This window comes from Desulfamplus magnetovallimortis, assembly GCF_900170035.1.
Taxonomy (GTDB): Bacteria; Desulfobacterota; Desulfobacteria; order Desulfobacterales; family Desulfobacteraceae; genus Desulfamplus; species Desulfamplus magnetovallimortis.
Map to the genome: position 1 here is coordinate 1 of NZ_LT828566.1, position 15,926 is coordinate 15,926.

A 15,926-nucleotide genomic window follows, 5' to 3' on the forward strand; every position below is an offset into this window, starting at 1 on the left:
TGGTGGGAACCCCGGGCGGTCTTGCTCATCTGAAAGCAGACAGCACATGGGAGACGCCTGAACAATTATTCCACCTGCCAAGCAATTATCCCATCGCCCTTCTTTCCGATGGTGAGGGTGGCATCTGGGTGGGAACGGACGGCACAAACGCCGGGCTTGGCCACCTGAAGGCGGATGACACATGGAATGTATTTGATCCATCAAACTCTGATTTACCCCATAGCTCTTTGAGCTCCCTTCTATCTGACGGCCAAGGTGGAATATGGGCAGGAACCTGGGATGGACTTGCACACCTGAAACCAGATAATTCCTGGGAGGTGTTTAACTGGTACAATGTTCATTGGGATGATAACAACATTGAGTCGCTTCTTTCCGACGGACAGGGTGGCATTTGGGTGGGGACACAACGTGAGGGACTTCGTCACCTGACCCTGGACAACACATGGCAGATATTTGACCATAATAATTCCGATCTGCCGTCCGATTATATTCGTTCCCTTCTCTCCGACGGACACGGCGGCATATGGGTGGGCACCGGAAAAGGGCTTGTTCACATTATGTCAGACGATTCATGGGAGATACTGGATCAAAACAACTCCGACTTACCTGGAAACTCTGTCTCTGCACTTCTCTCAGATGGCCAGGAGGGCATATGGATGGGAACCCATGACGGCCTTGCCCATATGAATCAGGACGGCACATGGGAGGTATTGGATGAAGAGAACTCCGATCTGCCGGAAAACTATATTTTGACACTACTGTCCGACGGTCAGGGCAGCATATGGGTGGGCACATTTAACGGCCTTGCCCTCCTGAGGCCGGACCGTACCTGGGAACTGTTTAATGAAGAGAATTCCCATCTGCCCTATAACATTGTCCGATCCCTTTTACTGGACGGACTCGGCGGCATATGGGCTGGAACCGAGGGCGGGGGGCTTGCCCACCTTCTCCTTACTGGCAGTCCTGAGCAAGTTCCTGAATCCGCTTCACCCGCCCTTGATGTATCCCCCTCCCATGAAATTCGGCTCAACTGGTTTCTCAACAGCGCCCCCATTGATTACCAGGATGTCATATACATTGAACTCCAGCGCTCCTTATCCAAAATAGGCCCCTACGAAACGGTTCATGACACATCTGATAAACCGGTTCGTTTTTATACAGACTATGCAGACTGCTCTGCTCCCCGAATAGAAAGCTGCTGGCCAACCCTGGAAGGTCATACCCCCACTGTCAAAGGCACAGGTGAGACCCAAATCAAGGGCTACATCCTCAACGACCCGGTTATTGACCCGGAATGGCTTGAAGGGCTTCCCCGATACTATCGCCTTTCCGTGGTCACCGAAAAGAACGGCCAGCTTGTGAGATATGCAAACACCAGCGAATCCACCCTGATGACGCCCTCTGTGGAAGAAAATCCCAGAATAGGACTCACCATGGAACGATCAGCCATTGCCATGCTACCCGGAACAACCCATGAGATCAGCGTGTTTGTCTCATCTTTAGATCTTTTTACAGGAGATGTTCAGCTTGGGCTGGAATCAGACAATCCAGGTCAGTTTGACATCCAGCTTAATCCTGCCTCTGTCGTCTTGACTCCAGGGGAAACCGTCTCTTCACTTTTGAAAATTCAGGTACCCTCAGAAGGAATTTATGATTCGGAATCCACAATTAAACTCATCCCGGAAACGAAGAACGGAAGCCGTATCCATAAAAGTAGTTCCCTGAAAGTTCGTGCCGGTACAGAACCAATGATTGCCTTAAGTATTGCCCAGACAAACACAAGGCCCAGGGTAATGGACAGCATCACGGTTTTCGGGAACGTCATCCCTGCACAGGGAGGGCAGGAGGTGGTTATTTCCGGCAACAGCATTGATCCCATTACGCTTCTCACCAGCGACGACGGTTCCTTTCAAGGTGCCATGATTCCCAAAAGTGCGGGGCTTATCACCCTTACCGCACAATCAAACGGCATCACGAGCAATAGTGCCGAACTGTTTATACTTTCTGCAAGAACCCACATAGTCCTCTCATCCAACGTCAATCAGGAGACATCCCGTAAAGATACACTCCGGGTGCAGGGGATCATGACACCCGTCCGCCTGAATGAGCCGACGATACACCTCGACATCCGCTATCTTGATCCCACTGATCCGGAAGGGAGCCTGAAACCCCAGTTTGTCGGAGATGTATCCGTCGATGAAACGGGCATTTTTTACAGGGATATTGTGGTACCTGGAGACGGCTTTATTAATGTCAAGGCAAGCCTGCCGGAGACATCTGATTTTCTCAGTATTGAAACAAAGCTTGTCATCCCCGTTGGTCAGCCCGTGGGAGAAGGGATCATCGTGGTGTCAGAAGCCGGTACTCCTGAATTTCAGGATATCTCAAAAACCTTGGGCAGATACGTCTATAATGCCCTGAAAAACAGAAACATCCCCCCAGAACGTATCCGCTACCTTGGGATTTCCGATGAAAATGATGCCAATAAAGAAAATGGTGGGGACGATGGCAGTACCATTCCAACTGATGGAAATGCCGATAAAAACAATCTGCAACATGCACTGACCCAATGGGCCATCTCCTTGATCTCCACAGATGATCCATACAAAACCCCTTTGAACCTCTATCTAATTGGAGCGGTCGAAAATGGCAGTTTCAGACTCAATGACACTGAACTTCTGACTGCTGATGAGCTTGCCGGATATCTTGATGATGCTGAAACAGCTATTAACATCAATAACGACTCCTCCAGTAGCAGAGGATTTCCCGTCACCATCGTTCTGGAAGGGTCGCAATCCGGAGAGTGGATTGAAAAAATCGCAGGCAAAGGTCGGATTATCCTCACCTCATCCTCAGCAAAACCCCTTGATGAAGGCGGTTATGCCGGATATGAAAACATCGGGGAAAGCTCCTTCTCCCGATATTTCTACCAGTTCATCAACTACGGCAGCGACATTGAAGGCTCCTTTGCCGAAGCCAACTATGAAATCCTGAAGTTTTACCGCCACATCCAGCGCCCTGTCATGGATGCCGATGGCGATGGAGTGGGCACCACCAAATATGATCGGTATGAGGCATCAGGAAAATTCATTGAATACCGACCATCTGGAAATCTCAGACCTCAAATCAGAACCACCAATCCGGATATGACCATCACCAGACCGGGGCAAAGTCAGAACAGTCATTCCCAAAACACACTGTGGGCCATTGCAACCGACCCTGAAACCGAGTTGCAGGGGGTCTTCTGCTCCATCACCGATCCTTCCAACCGCACCGTCAATATTGAGCTGATTCGGGATAAAGGGGATATGTACACCGCTGATTTTAATGCCGATTCCCAGGTTGGTTGCCATCAATTAGTCTATTATGCAAAGGATATGGCCGGGAATGTGTCGCTTCCGGTGGAGAAATTTGTTAATATTATTGCTTCCGGTGTGAATCAGGATGATGGGGATGCTATTTTAAAGACACCTCACCTGATCCTGTCCACAGAAGGAACTACGGTCACCATATCCTGGTCAGAGGTAGCGAATGCAAATGGCTATACCCTGTTTTATGCTCCTTACCCTGATGCAGACTACATTGAAAAAATTGACATGGAAAAACTGACATCCATCACATTTGATGGTACAGACATGGGGTTTTATGTTGCGGTTCAGGCATATAACAATAAAGAAAAAAGTGAGTTTTCAAATATTGACTCATTTGAATTGCGGTAAGAACATCAAGTAGCTCCATATGGCATCAAATGCACTTTTATAAATAAAAAATTAAAAAGTGAGAAGAGAAAAAGAAATTCGCATATAACATACATGGCAGACACATCTGCCACAACGAAGCATGAAAGTCCTGAGAAGCTTGGAATCACGGGGACTTTCTTATAAACGTACATGGCGGATATCCGCCACAATCGAAGAGATGAAAATCGTTTTAAAACAGCCTGTTACGGAGACTTTCATATAAAATACTCAAAATCGACATCTTATTGCTTTTTTTCAGTTACTGAATTTGTCTGAATCAGGATAACCAGGATAAATAGGATATTCAGGATAGCTAATGCTGCCTTATCCTGTTAATCATGGACATCCTGATTCAGACAGTATTGCCAAGGCTCAATAGATTATAGGTGTCGACTTTGAGTAAACGGGTATGATTGCGTATCAATCACCCCCAACCATAAAAATGATAGTCATTTCCACGGTAAATAAGAGAGGAAAAATGCAAAAATACAATACAGTGAAAATCATTGGGAATATTTTCATCATTCTTTTGAGTCTATCGGAAATGACATGGGCGGGGGATCTGTTTATTGATCCGGCTTCTCCCCTTGTGGCTGTTGGTGACCAGATTACGCTTACAGTGACCAATGCAAGTGGGGATGTGAGGTGGTTTGCATTTGATGGAGAGATTCAGGGAGAAGGAGCATCTATAACATATCGGGCACCAGCTATTCCTTCAATAGCTGTGGTGACAGCAGCAGATAGTGCCGGAAATTCAGGGACGGTTTCTGTTGTTGTGATGGAAAAAACCGCTCTGGAAAAATGGTTTTCAAAAGAGAACGCTAACTGGGAGCTATACACAAATAGAAGTCATATTTCAGATTTACTTCTGTCTGATGATAAAATGACTTTATGGGTGGGGACAACCGGCGGCCTTGAGGAGAGAAATGCCCGTAACGGGCAATTAAAAACAATTTACACAAATCAGGATGGACTGCCGGACAACTATGTGGATGTCCTTGTCTCAGACGGCTTAAGAGGTATATGGGTGGGAACATGGGGTGGTGGACTTGCCCACCTGACCTCAAAAGGCATCTGGGAGGTTTTCAATAGCTCTGATTCAGGTTTGCCAGACAACGATATTGATTCCCTTGTTTCAGACGGCTCAGGAGGGATCTGGGTCGGAACAGATGGTGGTGGACTTGCCCACCTGACCTCCAAGGACATCTGGGAAGTTTTCAATAGCTCTAATTCAGCTTTGCCGGACAACGATGTTGCTTCCCTTGTCTCAGACGGCTCAGGGGGTATCTGGGTGGGAACTTCGGGTGGTGGACTTGCCCATCTGACCTCCCAAGGCATCTGGGAGGTTTTCAATAGCTTTAATTCCGCTTTACCGGAAAATTACGTCAATGCCCTTGTACCAGACGGCTCAGGAGGCATCTGGGTGGGAACGTCGGGTGCTCTGCTGGAAGAGGTTGGCGGTGGTCTTGCCCACCTGACCTCCCAAGGTACATGGGAAGTGTTTGATAGTTTGAGTTCCGATTTGCCGGACAACTATGTCAACTCCATTATTTTGGACGGCTCAGGAGGCATCTGGGTGGGAACATCGAATGGCCTGGCCAAAATGACAACCCAGGGCAGCTTTGAGCTGTTTTATGATTCCAGTTCAGGTTTGCCAGACAACCTTGTCTATTCCCTTCTTTCAGACGGATCGGGAGATATATGGGTGGGAACATCGGGTGGCCTAGCACACATGACAAACCAAGGCATCTGGGAGATTTTTGATAGCCTTAACTCCGATTTGCCGGATAACCATGTCAATTCCGTTATTTCAGATGGTTCAGGAGGTATCTGGATGGGAACATCGGGCGGCCTGGCACACATGACAAACCAAGGCAGCGTAGAGGTGTTAGACAGCTCCAATTCCGATTTGCCGGACAACTGGGTATATTCTCTTGCATCAGATGGTTCAGGAGGCATCTGGGTGGGGACAGCAGGCGGCTTGGCACGCATGACAAACCAGGGCAACTTTGAGGTATTCGACATCTCCAGTTCCGGTTTGCCGGACAACTGTGTCAATGCCCTTGTACCAGACAGCTCGGGAGGTATCTGGGCGGGGACATCGGGCGGCCTGGCACACATGGACTCTCAGAAAAACTTTGAGGTGTTCAAAAGCTCTGATTCAGATTTGCCGAATAACTTTGTCAATTCCGTTATTTCAGATGGCTCAGGAGGTATCTGGGTGGGGACATGGGATGGTTTAGCCCACATGACAACCAAGGGGAACTTTGATGTTTTCGATAACTCCAATTCAGATTTACTGAACAACTGGGTATATGCCCTTATCTCAGATAACTCAGGAGGTGTCTGGGCAGGAACATGGGGTGGTGGTTTTGCCCACCTGAAATCCCAGGGTACATGGGATGTGTTTGACACCTCCAGTTCCGACCTTCCAGACAACTATGTCAACGCTCTTCTCTCAGACGGTTCTGGAGGTATCTGGGTGGGGACTTATAATAGCGGTCTTGCCCATCTGACATTTTCCTCGGGCATAATTGAGGAGGAACAATACCTCACAGGAGGACGTTCCGCCATCATCATTGCCGGAGGGGGAAACAGTGACGACAACTCTCTATGGGACAGCACTTCAAAAATAAGCAACTACACCTACAAAATGCTGAACAAACGAGGTTTCCTCAATACCGATATCCATTACATCTCCCCTCAGTCCTTTGCAGATTTCAACGGTGATGGTATGGATGACAGAATAGTCGATGCCCCGACCCCATCACGCCAGCTTCAACAATCAGATATCCAGGATGCCTTTGACTGGGCCAAAACCAAAGGCGACCTGAATCAGCCCCTCTACATCTTTTTCACCGATCACGGTGGAAACAACCGGCTCCAGCTTGCAAAGGGTGTTTATATTGAAGCTGAAGAGCTAAACACAATGCTCGACGACTACCAGCAGACCACAGGCAACAAGCTGATTCTTGTCATTGATGCCTGCCATTCCGGCACTCTCGTAGAATCCCTTGCCGCACCTGACAGGGCAATCATATCAAGCACAGATGACGGCCTTGCCTATTTTGACCGGTATGATGATCAGAGTTTCAATTATTTTGTCACCAAAGGTTTGTTTAAGGGAATGAATTTTGTCGAAGCCTTCCATTATGCCACCAGTGCACAGAAAAAACTGCTGGGCAAACTCTCGGACTATGCAACCGTTGCCGGAGATGAACCTGGAGGGTATTCACAGGAGCCCCAGTACGACGATAGCGGAGACGGTTTCTACAGCATTTCCGATGAAGGACAATGGCTAAAACAGGTTGCCATAAACGGCAGTGTGACAATGGCGGATATCACCCTGCAAGTGACTCCCCTTATTGATTCCGGTATGGTTTCTGGGAGTACTTCACCACAAATACTCCTGAAAGCAGAAGCAACTCTTTCCGCAGGCAGAGTGGAGAGGGTGTGGGCTGTCATCCGTCCCCCGCAGATGGATATTATTGTGGATGATACCGGCATACCTCTTCTGGCATTTCCCAAAGCAAACATGGCAGCTTCAAAAACAGAAGAAAACGTTTGGGAAGGCAGCTATGACGGCTTTGTTTACAACGGAGAGTATGAGGTCACCTTCTATGCCCAGGATAACGAGGGCAATATTGAGAGCAGTGACTCCATAAAGCTAACCGTAGCTGATGGTATGGATTGTCCGCCCAAGGCATCGCTTACGGTGAATGCGGAAAAAGCTGTCTATCAGCCAGGGGAATCCCTTACAATCTCTGTAACCGAGCATCTTGCTTATGGATATGATCTCTATGTGGCTTTATTTTTGCCGGATGGCCGGTTTACGGCGTTGAAAAATCCTGTTAAAGATTCTAAAGGATTGCAGCAATTGGAGTATAACCGGATTTACTGGGGGGACAGATGGATGGATATGCACAGGGAGATGGGCAAACCTGTCACTGTTATGGATATAATGTTGCCCCAGGATAATCTGCCTGAAGGGCTTTACTGCATCTATGCTGCCTTGATTCCACAGGGGCAGGATCTGGTTACTGCCATCGGCAAGGGGGTGTTTGTGCTGGGTGGGGTCTGTTTTGAGGTAAGCGGGAAAGAGTAATCAGTGCCCACTTTTTATACTATGAAAAAGTAAAGACTCAAATCTTGATGAACCTGTAAACCGTCATGGCCGGAGTCCGGCCACCCCCGATCATGGAAATTATGTATCCATTTCCACGGTAAAAAGTCCGATTTCAGGATTTTTTAGCCGTAACCTACTGAAATTTTTAATAGCGACTTTGGCGTTTTGGACTTTTTACGAGACCATCAACTCTTATCACTATGCTTTCAATGTTGAACTCCCACCTTACCATCCCCCCTCTCCATGAATGAAGAGGGGCCGGTGGTAAGTCGAACTTTTATTTAATGGAAACAATCGTGAACAAGAAATCATCATCATATTGGGACAGTTTCATTGTTGCCAATGAAAAACTGATTTACAAAATGGTTTATCAGCGCTGCCCTGAGCAACCAGAGTTGAGAGAAGAACTGGTAGGTTACATCCATGAAAAACTTTTCGAAGATGACAGAAGAAGATTGAGATTGTTTGATCCGGATCGAGGAAGTAGTCAAATCACCTATCTGTGCTCTGTGGTAAACCGCATTATCAGCAGCTATTTCCAGAACCGATTCGGTCGCTTCAGACCTCCTCAAAAACTTGTCCGTCAGGATGATTTTTTGATGCTCAGGATATATAGACACCTATGCTTTGAAAAAATGAGAAAAACAGATCTCATTGAATATCTGAAAAATAGCGTACCAGGAAAACGCAAAACAGAGGTGATTGAGAAGAAAATCAACACTATCCTTGAAGAGTTCCCATACTGCACTCAAACAGAAGATGTTGAAGTAGATCCTGAAGATGTGCATCTCACGGATGATGTCCCTTCACAGGAATCAAAAATGGTGGCATCACATGAAGCTGATGTTGTTCAACTGATTTTTGCCACGCAAAACAGCTCTTCTGAAACAGCAGAAAAAACTCCTCTTCACCGTGCGGAACTACAACGTATTCAGGAGCAGCTCTCAACTCATTTTAATATATCTGCTGAAAAACGTCTCTTTCTGAGAATGATATACCAGGACGGCATGAGCATTACAGATGCCGGAAAACAGGTTGGTTGGAACAAGAACCAGGCTGTTGGTCATCATAGAAGATTGCTGGAAAAGCTGAAAGAGATCCTTTCCCGACATTTTTGAGATACTCAATAAAAAAACTCCATGAAATCTATTTTTTTCAACTCTTCAAATTATCTGGACTGTATTATTATTTAAGTTTGACTGTTGCATGCCTGTCAAAAGTCTGTTTAAACAAAATGCTCGTTATAAGCGTGTATCAACAAAATTTTGGAGAATCTCAATAAACCATCATGGCAGTAGAGACAAGGCATGCCTTGTCTTTAACTCGCCACCCCCGATTATGAAACTGATGAGGGGTATTTTCACGGTAAAGGGAGACAAAATTTGTTAAAATCAATTATATTGAATATGGTGTCATATGCAAAAACAAAATGATTTTCAAAACAGTGATTATACCGAAAGCCAATTTTTCCGGTATGCACTTAACGTCACACGGACATTGGAGTCAACACCATGTCCATCCAGCAACGATCTTGCGGCATTGATTGATGGTAAAATGGATGAAAAGAAACGAAACGAGATTTTTTTACATCTTGATCAATGCCCTGATTGTTACCATGAGTGGCTCAATCTCTCCGCAATAAAACCATCAATATTATATCGGCTCCTGAGTTTTTTTACTCTTTACTCGTCCCTGTTTTTCCGTAGTGTTTCGGAACTCTTTCCATGGAAAATGCGAAAACAGAGCCCTGTCAAAGATTTTGGCATTTTTCATTTGTTATATATGGTCAGAAAAAGATGGATAGTGTTTCCTGGTGCAGTTATGGCATGTTTGCTGATTATATTCATAAACACAAACATCAAGCCTCCTGATTCTCTACTTTCACCTCTTATTTTATTAATGATTGATGAGTCCGGCAGGGAGATGCAATCCCTTTATAATAAAGGAACTGACCCCAGAGAGCTTCTTCATGGCAGTGAATCATGGCTGCACTCGTCAAGACATTATGGGTTCAGCTCTGACCTGTCTAACCCTGCAAATGCTGAAGAAAATTTTAGGCGTTCCTTTATGGCTGGGGTACAGGCGGCAAGTCGGCAATTTTCAACAAGGGACGTGAAAGATACAGAAGAGTATTTTAAAACAGTTACTGCTCGGAAAGAGTCACAAGATGAAAATTTTTTTGCAGAGGAGTTTGAACTTGGCCGCTGGATCTTCTTTCTGGTAAGTGCCAGTCTTTCCAATTCAGAGCTGTCACCTGATTTCTGGAACAGGCAGCGCAAAATATCAGAATTGTATTTTGACCGATATAATCAAAAAATTGACCAGACAATGCAAACATCCAATAATTCCCTTCTTCCAGAAAAGCTCCAGAAATCGCTGACAGCAAGAATAGAAAATATTCATAAATTTATTGGAGAGCCTGACAAACAAACGGTTTCCAGAAAAAATTGCCGGAAAATTGCCCTGGAAGCCAACAATATACTCAAAATGCTAGTGATACAATGAGTGTCTTTATAATAAATGATAGCTTAAATATCACAAATATGCATATAAAATGCTTTTATATCAATATATTACTCAAAATCGACAACTTATTGTTTTTTGGGAAGTTATTGCTTTGTCTGAATCAGGATAACCAGGATGGATAGGATGTTCAGGATAGATAATCCCGCCTTATCCTGTTAATCAGACAGCATTGACAAGTCTTAAAAGATCACAGGTGCCTACTTTGAGAGATTATGGAGGCTTGCCAATGGAAATGACAAAGAAAAGAAAAATAGTTTCAAATAACCACCTCTGTTTTGATGAAAATGAGAAAAACAGACAAAAGAGAGAAAAAAAATACACACACATTTTAGTGACACTCTTATTTGTCACTCTCTTCCATCTTTTATTTCAACACTCTATCCTTTACAGTGCAACAACAGGCAGCTACTGGGTAGAAAGATACAATGCTCTCTCCTTGCAGGATCATCCATTTGTTCCCAAAACAATGACAATTTTTAAGAGGCTTCTTGCCGCAGCAGACAAAAGGGAAAACCGCTATCCTTCCCTTGTGATCCTTGGCACAGACCAGGAGCTTTTTGCCCTTTCCCTGATGGACGGAACCATTTTATTAACGCAGCGGGCCATGGAATTCTGTTTTGAAAATGTGGATGAATCAACCGGAGCCTCCAGAATGGCCTTTGTACTGGGACATGAGCTTGCCCATCTTGCAATGGATGACTTCTGGGACCATGAAGCTTTCGATATCATAGGGAGATATGGCGATAATAACGCAACGTCCGATGATATGATAAAAAACATATTCAGGAAGAGCAGTGACATTGAAGATTCTGTGCAATTCATTGAAGCCAGGATGAAAAAAGAGTTTCAGGCCGATGCATACGGCATGCTCTATGCCTCAATGGCAGGGTATAATCCTGTCTCCCTTGTAAAAGAAAATTTTTTTATTGAATGGAAACAGCAAGCAGGTCGTTTATATCAGAAGAGTGATTTACAAAAAAATGATATGAAAAAAGCAGCCGGAAAAGATATGGATGGTGCAACCATAAAGGATATGAAGGCTGCAACCATAAAGGATATGAAGGCTGCAACCGGAAAGGATATGAAGGGTGTAGCCGGAAAGGATATGGAGGGTGTAGCCGGAAAGGATATGGAGGATGCAAAAAACAGGGCAGAAATGCTAAAGGCAAGAATGCTTGATATAGCAGCAGATCTTGACCTTTTTCATCTTGGTGTTCGGTTGACGCAACTGGGTCGTTATGAAGATGCTCTTGAATTTCTCACTGAATTTCTTAAAAAATATCCATCCAGGGAAGTACTTAACAATATCGGTTTGATCTATTACCGGATGGCCATGGAAAGAGTGGCAGCATGTGATCCGGAAATCGCATACAGGTTCAAACTCTCCACTTTTCTCGACAGCAAAACCCTTGCCGGAAAATTTCATTCCATAAATGTAAGGGGAAAATCATGCTTTGAAAATGATATTTATCAAAGGTATCTACAGGACTCCATCCGTTATTTTACGGCTTCTTGTGAAAAGGATCCTTACTATATACCTTCAAGGGTAAATCTTTGTTCCGCTTTTATCATGGCTGAACAGTTTTCCGCTGCTGTCTCTGCTGCTGACGAGGCATTGAAAATCAAAAAAGATGATCCGGACATTCTGAACAACCGTGCAGTTGCCCTCTATCTTCTTGGGCCATCCATAAATGTGGATATGTTTGAGCCTTCCATGAAAGCCTTTGAAAAACTTATTTTTTCTCATCCTGATAAGGCCTGTTCCTACTATAATCTTGGCGTTATTCTGGTAGAAAGAAAAAGAGAGGAAGGGGTAAGAAAGGCATGGCAAAAATTTTTGGCCATTGAAAAGAGAGGAAACTTTGCCGACATAGCAAGAATGAGGATTGGAAAACCTTTGGAAAGTAGCGAGGTGGACTCCGCAAGTAGCGATGTCGAACATCTAAGGGCAAAAAAAACAGCTCATTCAAAAACAAAAAAACAGATACTGTTTCCATCACCCGTCAAACTTGGGGATATGGATGAAGTGACAATGAAACAACTTCAGGGATTTCAACGCCGGATTATTGATGTGGGAAGCATTTTCGGTGAATACTACACCAGCAGGGAGGTTAAAGCTCTTGCCATTGAAGGTGTTGTGGAACTTGTGGAAAGAACCATGATTCATGAAAATATAACAATGTCTGACTTTATGTTGCATTATGGAAAACCAGAACAGATCGTTGATGAGAGCTTGCCAGTAAAAATTTGTATTTATGAGAGATTTGCTTTAGAAATAATTGATAACAAAATCGACAAAATGATTTTTTATACAAGAACAGCCGGATAAAAAGCCAATGATGACACAGGAGATGGTGTTTATGTGAAGGGAGACGAGGGGGAATGCCTAAAGCAAGTTACCATTAACGGCAATGTGACCGTGGGGGATATCACCATACGCATCAAGCTAAGAATATAAGACTTTGTTTTTATTATAAATATAAAATCAAACATCTTAACAACAAAAATTAGAAAAACCCGTCTGATAAGGCTTTGAAAACCTTAGCTTGATGCGTATGGGGATATCACCCTTCAGGTGGAGCCAGTAACAACTTCCGGGATAATTTCACCTAATTCAGCTTTAGATGATGCAAAAATCCTCAAGGCAAAGGCAAGCCTTGTTGAGGGCAGTGTGAAAAAGGTTTGGGCAGTTATTCGCCCACCGCAGATGGATATTATTGTTGATGATACTGGCATACCGCTTCTGGCATTTCCCAGAACTGAATTAAGAGAATCAGAGTCTGACAATCAAATCTGGGAAGGCAGCTATGGAGGCTTTATCTACAATGGCGAGTATGATGTCACCTTTGACGGCTCCAATAACTATAATGATGAATTGTACAAGATAGAAAAATGGTGGTCTGTGAACAGAAATCAGGGCAGGGAGATAACAGTTCTTGATAATGTGGATATGGTTAAAGCTCTGCCTGTGGGGGAATATCAGGTTTATGCTGTGCTTGCACCTGAAAATGAGAATATTTTGAATACCGTAAGCAATTGGGTGTGGGATTTTGCAACTTTTAAGGTGCAGTAAATTCTTGTTATCCTGGCTGTTATGATTTAGCCAAACAACTGTTTGGCTCTTTTAATTTTCTGTCAATTGTCTGAATCAGGATAACCAGGATGTTCAGGATAAATCAGGATTATCTATCCTGAACATCCTGTTAATCCTGGGCATCCTGATTCAGACAAATGCAATCAATGCTGAAAATGCAATAGATAACCGAGATTGACAAGATAAGGCAGGATTATCCATCCTGATCATCCTGTCCATCCTGATCATCATTTCCATAAAAGTTGTAAGGAGGTTATGTAATGAAATTTTTTAACACAGCAGGCCCGGTTAACCCAAAAGATCACTACTGCATTTCCCCCATTGAGAGGATCAACATTGAAGAGATTGAAATGCTTATCAGCCAGAAAAAATATTTTCTTCTCCATGCACCAAGACAGACCGGCAAAACAACCTTGTTAAATGCTTTGGTAAAGCATCTCAATCAAGGCGGAATTTATTGCTGTGTCTATGTAAATGTGGAACCTGCCCAGGCAGCAAGGGAAGATGTTGCAGCAGCCATGCAGGCCATTCTTGCAAGACTTGGTTCACAGATAAAGCGTACCCTTGGAGATACGCTTTTTGATGAAAAATGGGAAGCAGTACTAAATTTGATGAAAAATGGGAAGCAGTACTAAAAAAATCAGGGGCCTTTGCTGCTTTTTCTGAAATGCTTTCTTTGTGGAGCGCCCACTCGGAAAAGCCTGTTGTGCTTTTAATAGATGAGATAGATGCACTTGTGGGAGACACCCTTATTTCCGTTTTAAGGCAGTTAAGGGAAGGTTATAATGATCGGCCTGACCATTTTCCTTCATCTGTTTTACTTTGCGGAGTACGGGATATTCGCGATTACCGCATCCATTCAGAAAGGGAAAAGAGCATAATAACCGGTGGCAGTGCCTTTAATGTCAAGGCAAAATCATTGCGTCTTGGGGATTTTAATTTTGAGGAAGTTTTAGGTTTAACTTTTCAACATGAGACCGAGACCGGACAAAAATTTACCAAAGAGGCAGTGAATGCCCTGTGGGACAATACCTGTGGTCAGCCCTGGCTTGTAAACGCACTTTGTTATGAAGTCACTTTTGAGATGAGGGAGTTTCGGGAGAGAACAAAAGAGATCCCTTTTGATGCAATATTACAGGCAAGGGAAAATCTTATCCAGAGACGGGAAACCCATCTTGATCAGCTTGCAGACAAACTTAAAGAGGAACGGGTCAGGAGGGTAATAGAACCTATACTTTCCGGGGAAACATCAGAATCATCTTTTAATATGCCTGATATTGAATATCTTGTGGATCTTGGATTAATCCGCAGGGATGTAAATGGAAACCTTGATATAAGCAATCCAATTTACAGGGAAGTGATTCCAAGGGAGCTGATTGCAGCATGGCAAAGCGGTATGTATCAAAAGCCCTCATGGTATATCACTGAAACCGGTAGGCTTGATATGCACAAACTAATGCAGAAATTTCAGGAGTTTTTCAGGGAAAATTCAGAGCATTGGGTGGAACGTTTCCAGTATAAGGAAGCAGGTCCCCATCTTTTGCTCCAGGCTTTTTTGCAGCGAATCATCAATGGCGGCGGCAGAATTGACAGGGAGTACGGTCTTGGAAAAAAACGGGTGGATATCATGGTGCAATGGTCTGAAGCACAAAAAGAGGTTATTGAACTTAAGATTTTAAGAAAAAGCCTTGAAAAAACCATTGATGAAGGAAAAAGGCAGCTTGCCTCATATATGGAGAGATGTGGCGTAAATTCGGGGCATCTTGTGATCTTTGACCGCTCTGTTGACAAGGAATGGGATGAAAAGATTTTTTATCGGGAAGTGATGGAATCCACCCGTAAGTTTTTTATCTGGGGGATGTAATGGGATAAACCGGCTTTTCAGTTTCAGTTTTTAAAAGATAAAAAGTTGACTTTTCATTACATTTTTTTTGCTGATTTTTCCAAAAAAATATAGGAGTGTAATATGAAATTTCCATATGGAATCAGTGATTTTAAAGAGATAATTCTTGATAATTATTTTTATTGTGACAGATCTGCAAAAATTAAACATTTAGAGTGTGATAAACATCAACTTTTTCTGCGCCCCAGACGATTTGGAAAATCTTTGCTGCTCTCCATGCTGGAAAATTACTATGATGTTGCAAAAAAGGATAGATTTGATGAGCTTTTCGGTCATCTTGAAATCGGTAAAGATCCCACTCCACTTCACAATTCCTACTTTATCCTGAAATGGGATTTTTCCTGTATTGATTCATCAGGCTCAGTTGATCAGATTCGTAAATCTATTTATGATCACATAAATAACAGCATTAAAAGATTTATAATGCATTATAAAAATTATGAGCTTCCCCAAATTGATATTGATCCTGCCAATGCCTTAAGTTCCATTCAATCCCTGGCCAATGCCGTGGAATTTATGGACATTTCAATTTTCCTG

General features: G+C 43.8%; 9 protein-coding genes. All 9 read left to right on the forward strand.

What is annotated here, in order from left to right; translation table 11 throughout:
- On the forward strand, positions 1 to 3,719 hold a 3,719-nt coding region (locus MTBBW1_RS25485), incomplete at its 5' end, for a ligand-binding sensor domain-containing protein (protein WP_222424174.1).
- 499 nt (positions 3,720 to 4,218) lie between these two features.
- The gene (locus MTBBW1_RS25490) at positions 4,219 to 7,845 is read left to right on the forward strand and encodes a two-component regulator propeller domain-containing protein (RefSeq protein ID WP_186441710.1); all 3,627 of its coding nucleotides are present in this window, start codon (positions 4,219 to 4,221) and stop codon (positions 7,843 to 7,845) included.
- A gap of 317 nt (positions 7,846 to 8,162) precedes the next feature.
- Positions 8,163 to 8,984, forward strand: coding sequence for a sigma-70 family RNA polymerase sigma factor (locus MTBBW1_RS25495; RefSeq protein WP_186441711.1), 822 nt, complete (start codon positions 8,163 to 8,165; stop codon positions 8,982 to 8,984).
- A 298-nt stretch (positions 8,985 to 9,282) separates the two neighbouring features.
- Positions 9,283 to 10,371 carry an anti-sigma factor family protein gene (locus MTBBW1_RS25500; RefSeq protein WP_080809343.1) on the forward strand — a complete coding sequence of 363 codons (1,089 nt, stop codon included), beginning with the start codon at positions 9,283 to 9,285 and terminating at the stop codon, positions 10,369 to 10,371.
- 247 nt (positions 10,372 to 10,618) lie between these two features.
- On the forward strand, positions 10,619 to 12,721 hold the full coding sequence (locus MTBBW1_RS25505) for a hypothetical protein (RefSeq protein ID WP_080809346.1): 2,103 nt from the start codon (positions 10,619 to 10,621) through the stop codon (positions 12,719 to 12,721).
- Between the two features lie 246 nt (positions 12,722 to 12,967).
- Complete coding sequence (locus MTBBW1_RS25510) at positions 12,968 to 13,465, forward strand: hypothetical protein (RefSeq protein WP_080809348.1); 498 nt, start codon at positions 12,968 to 12,970, stop codon at positions 13,463 to 13,465.
- 281 nt (positions 13,466 to 13,746) lie between these two features.
- A complete protein-coding gene (locus tag MTBBW1_RS29270; RefSeq protein WP_222424175.1) occupies positions 13,747 to 14,121 on the forward strand; it encodes a P-loop domain-containing protein in 375 nt (124 codons plus the stop codon).
- Positions 14,076 to 15,350 carry an AAA-like domain-containing protein gene (locus MTBBW1_RS25515; RefSeq protein ID WP_222424176.1) on the forward strand — a complete coding sequence of 425 codons (1,275 nt, stop codon included), beginning with the start codon at positions 14,076 to 14,078 and terminating at the stop codon, positions 15,348 to 15,350. The genes MTBBW1_RS29270 and MTBBW1_RS25515 overlap by 46 nt, the downstream gene beginning before the upstream one ends.
- Positions 15,351 to 15,452: 102 nt before the next feature.
- Positions 15,453 to 15,926, forward strand: a 474-nt coding sequence (locus tag MTBBW1_RS25520) for an AAA family ATPase (RefSeq protein WP_186441712.1), incomplete at its 3' end; no start/stop codon positions are given.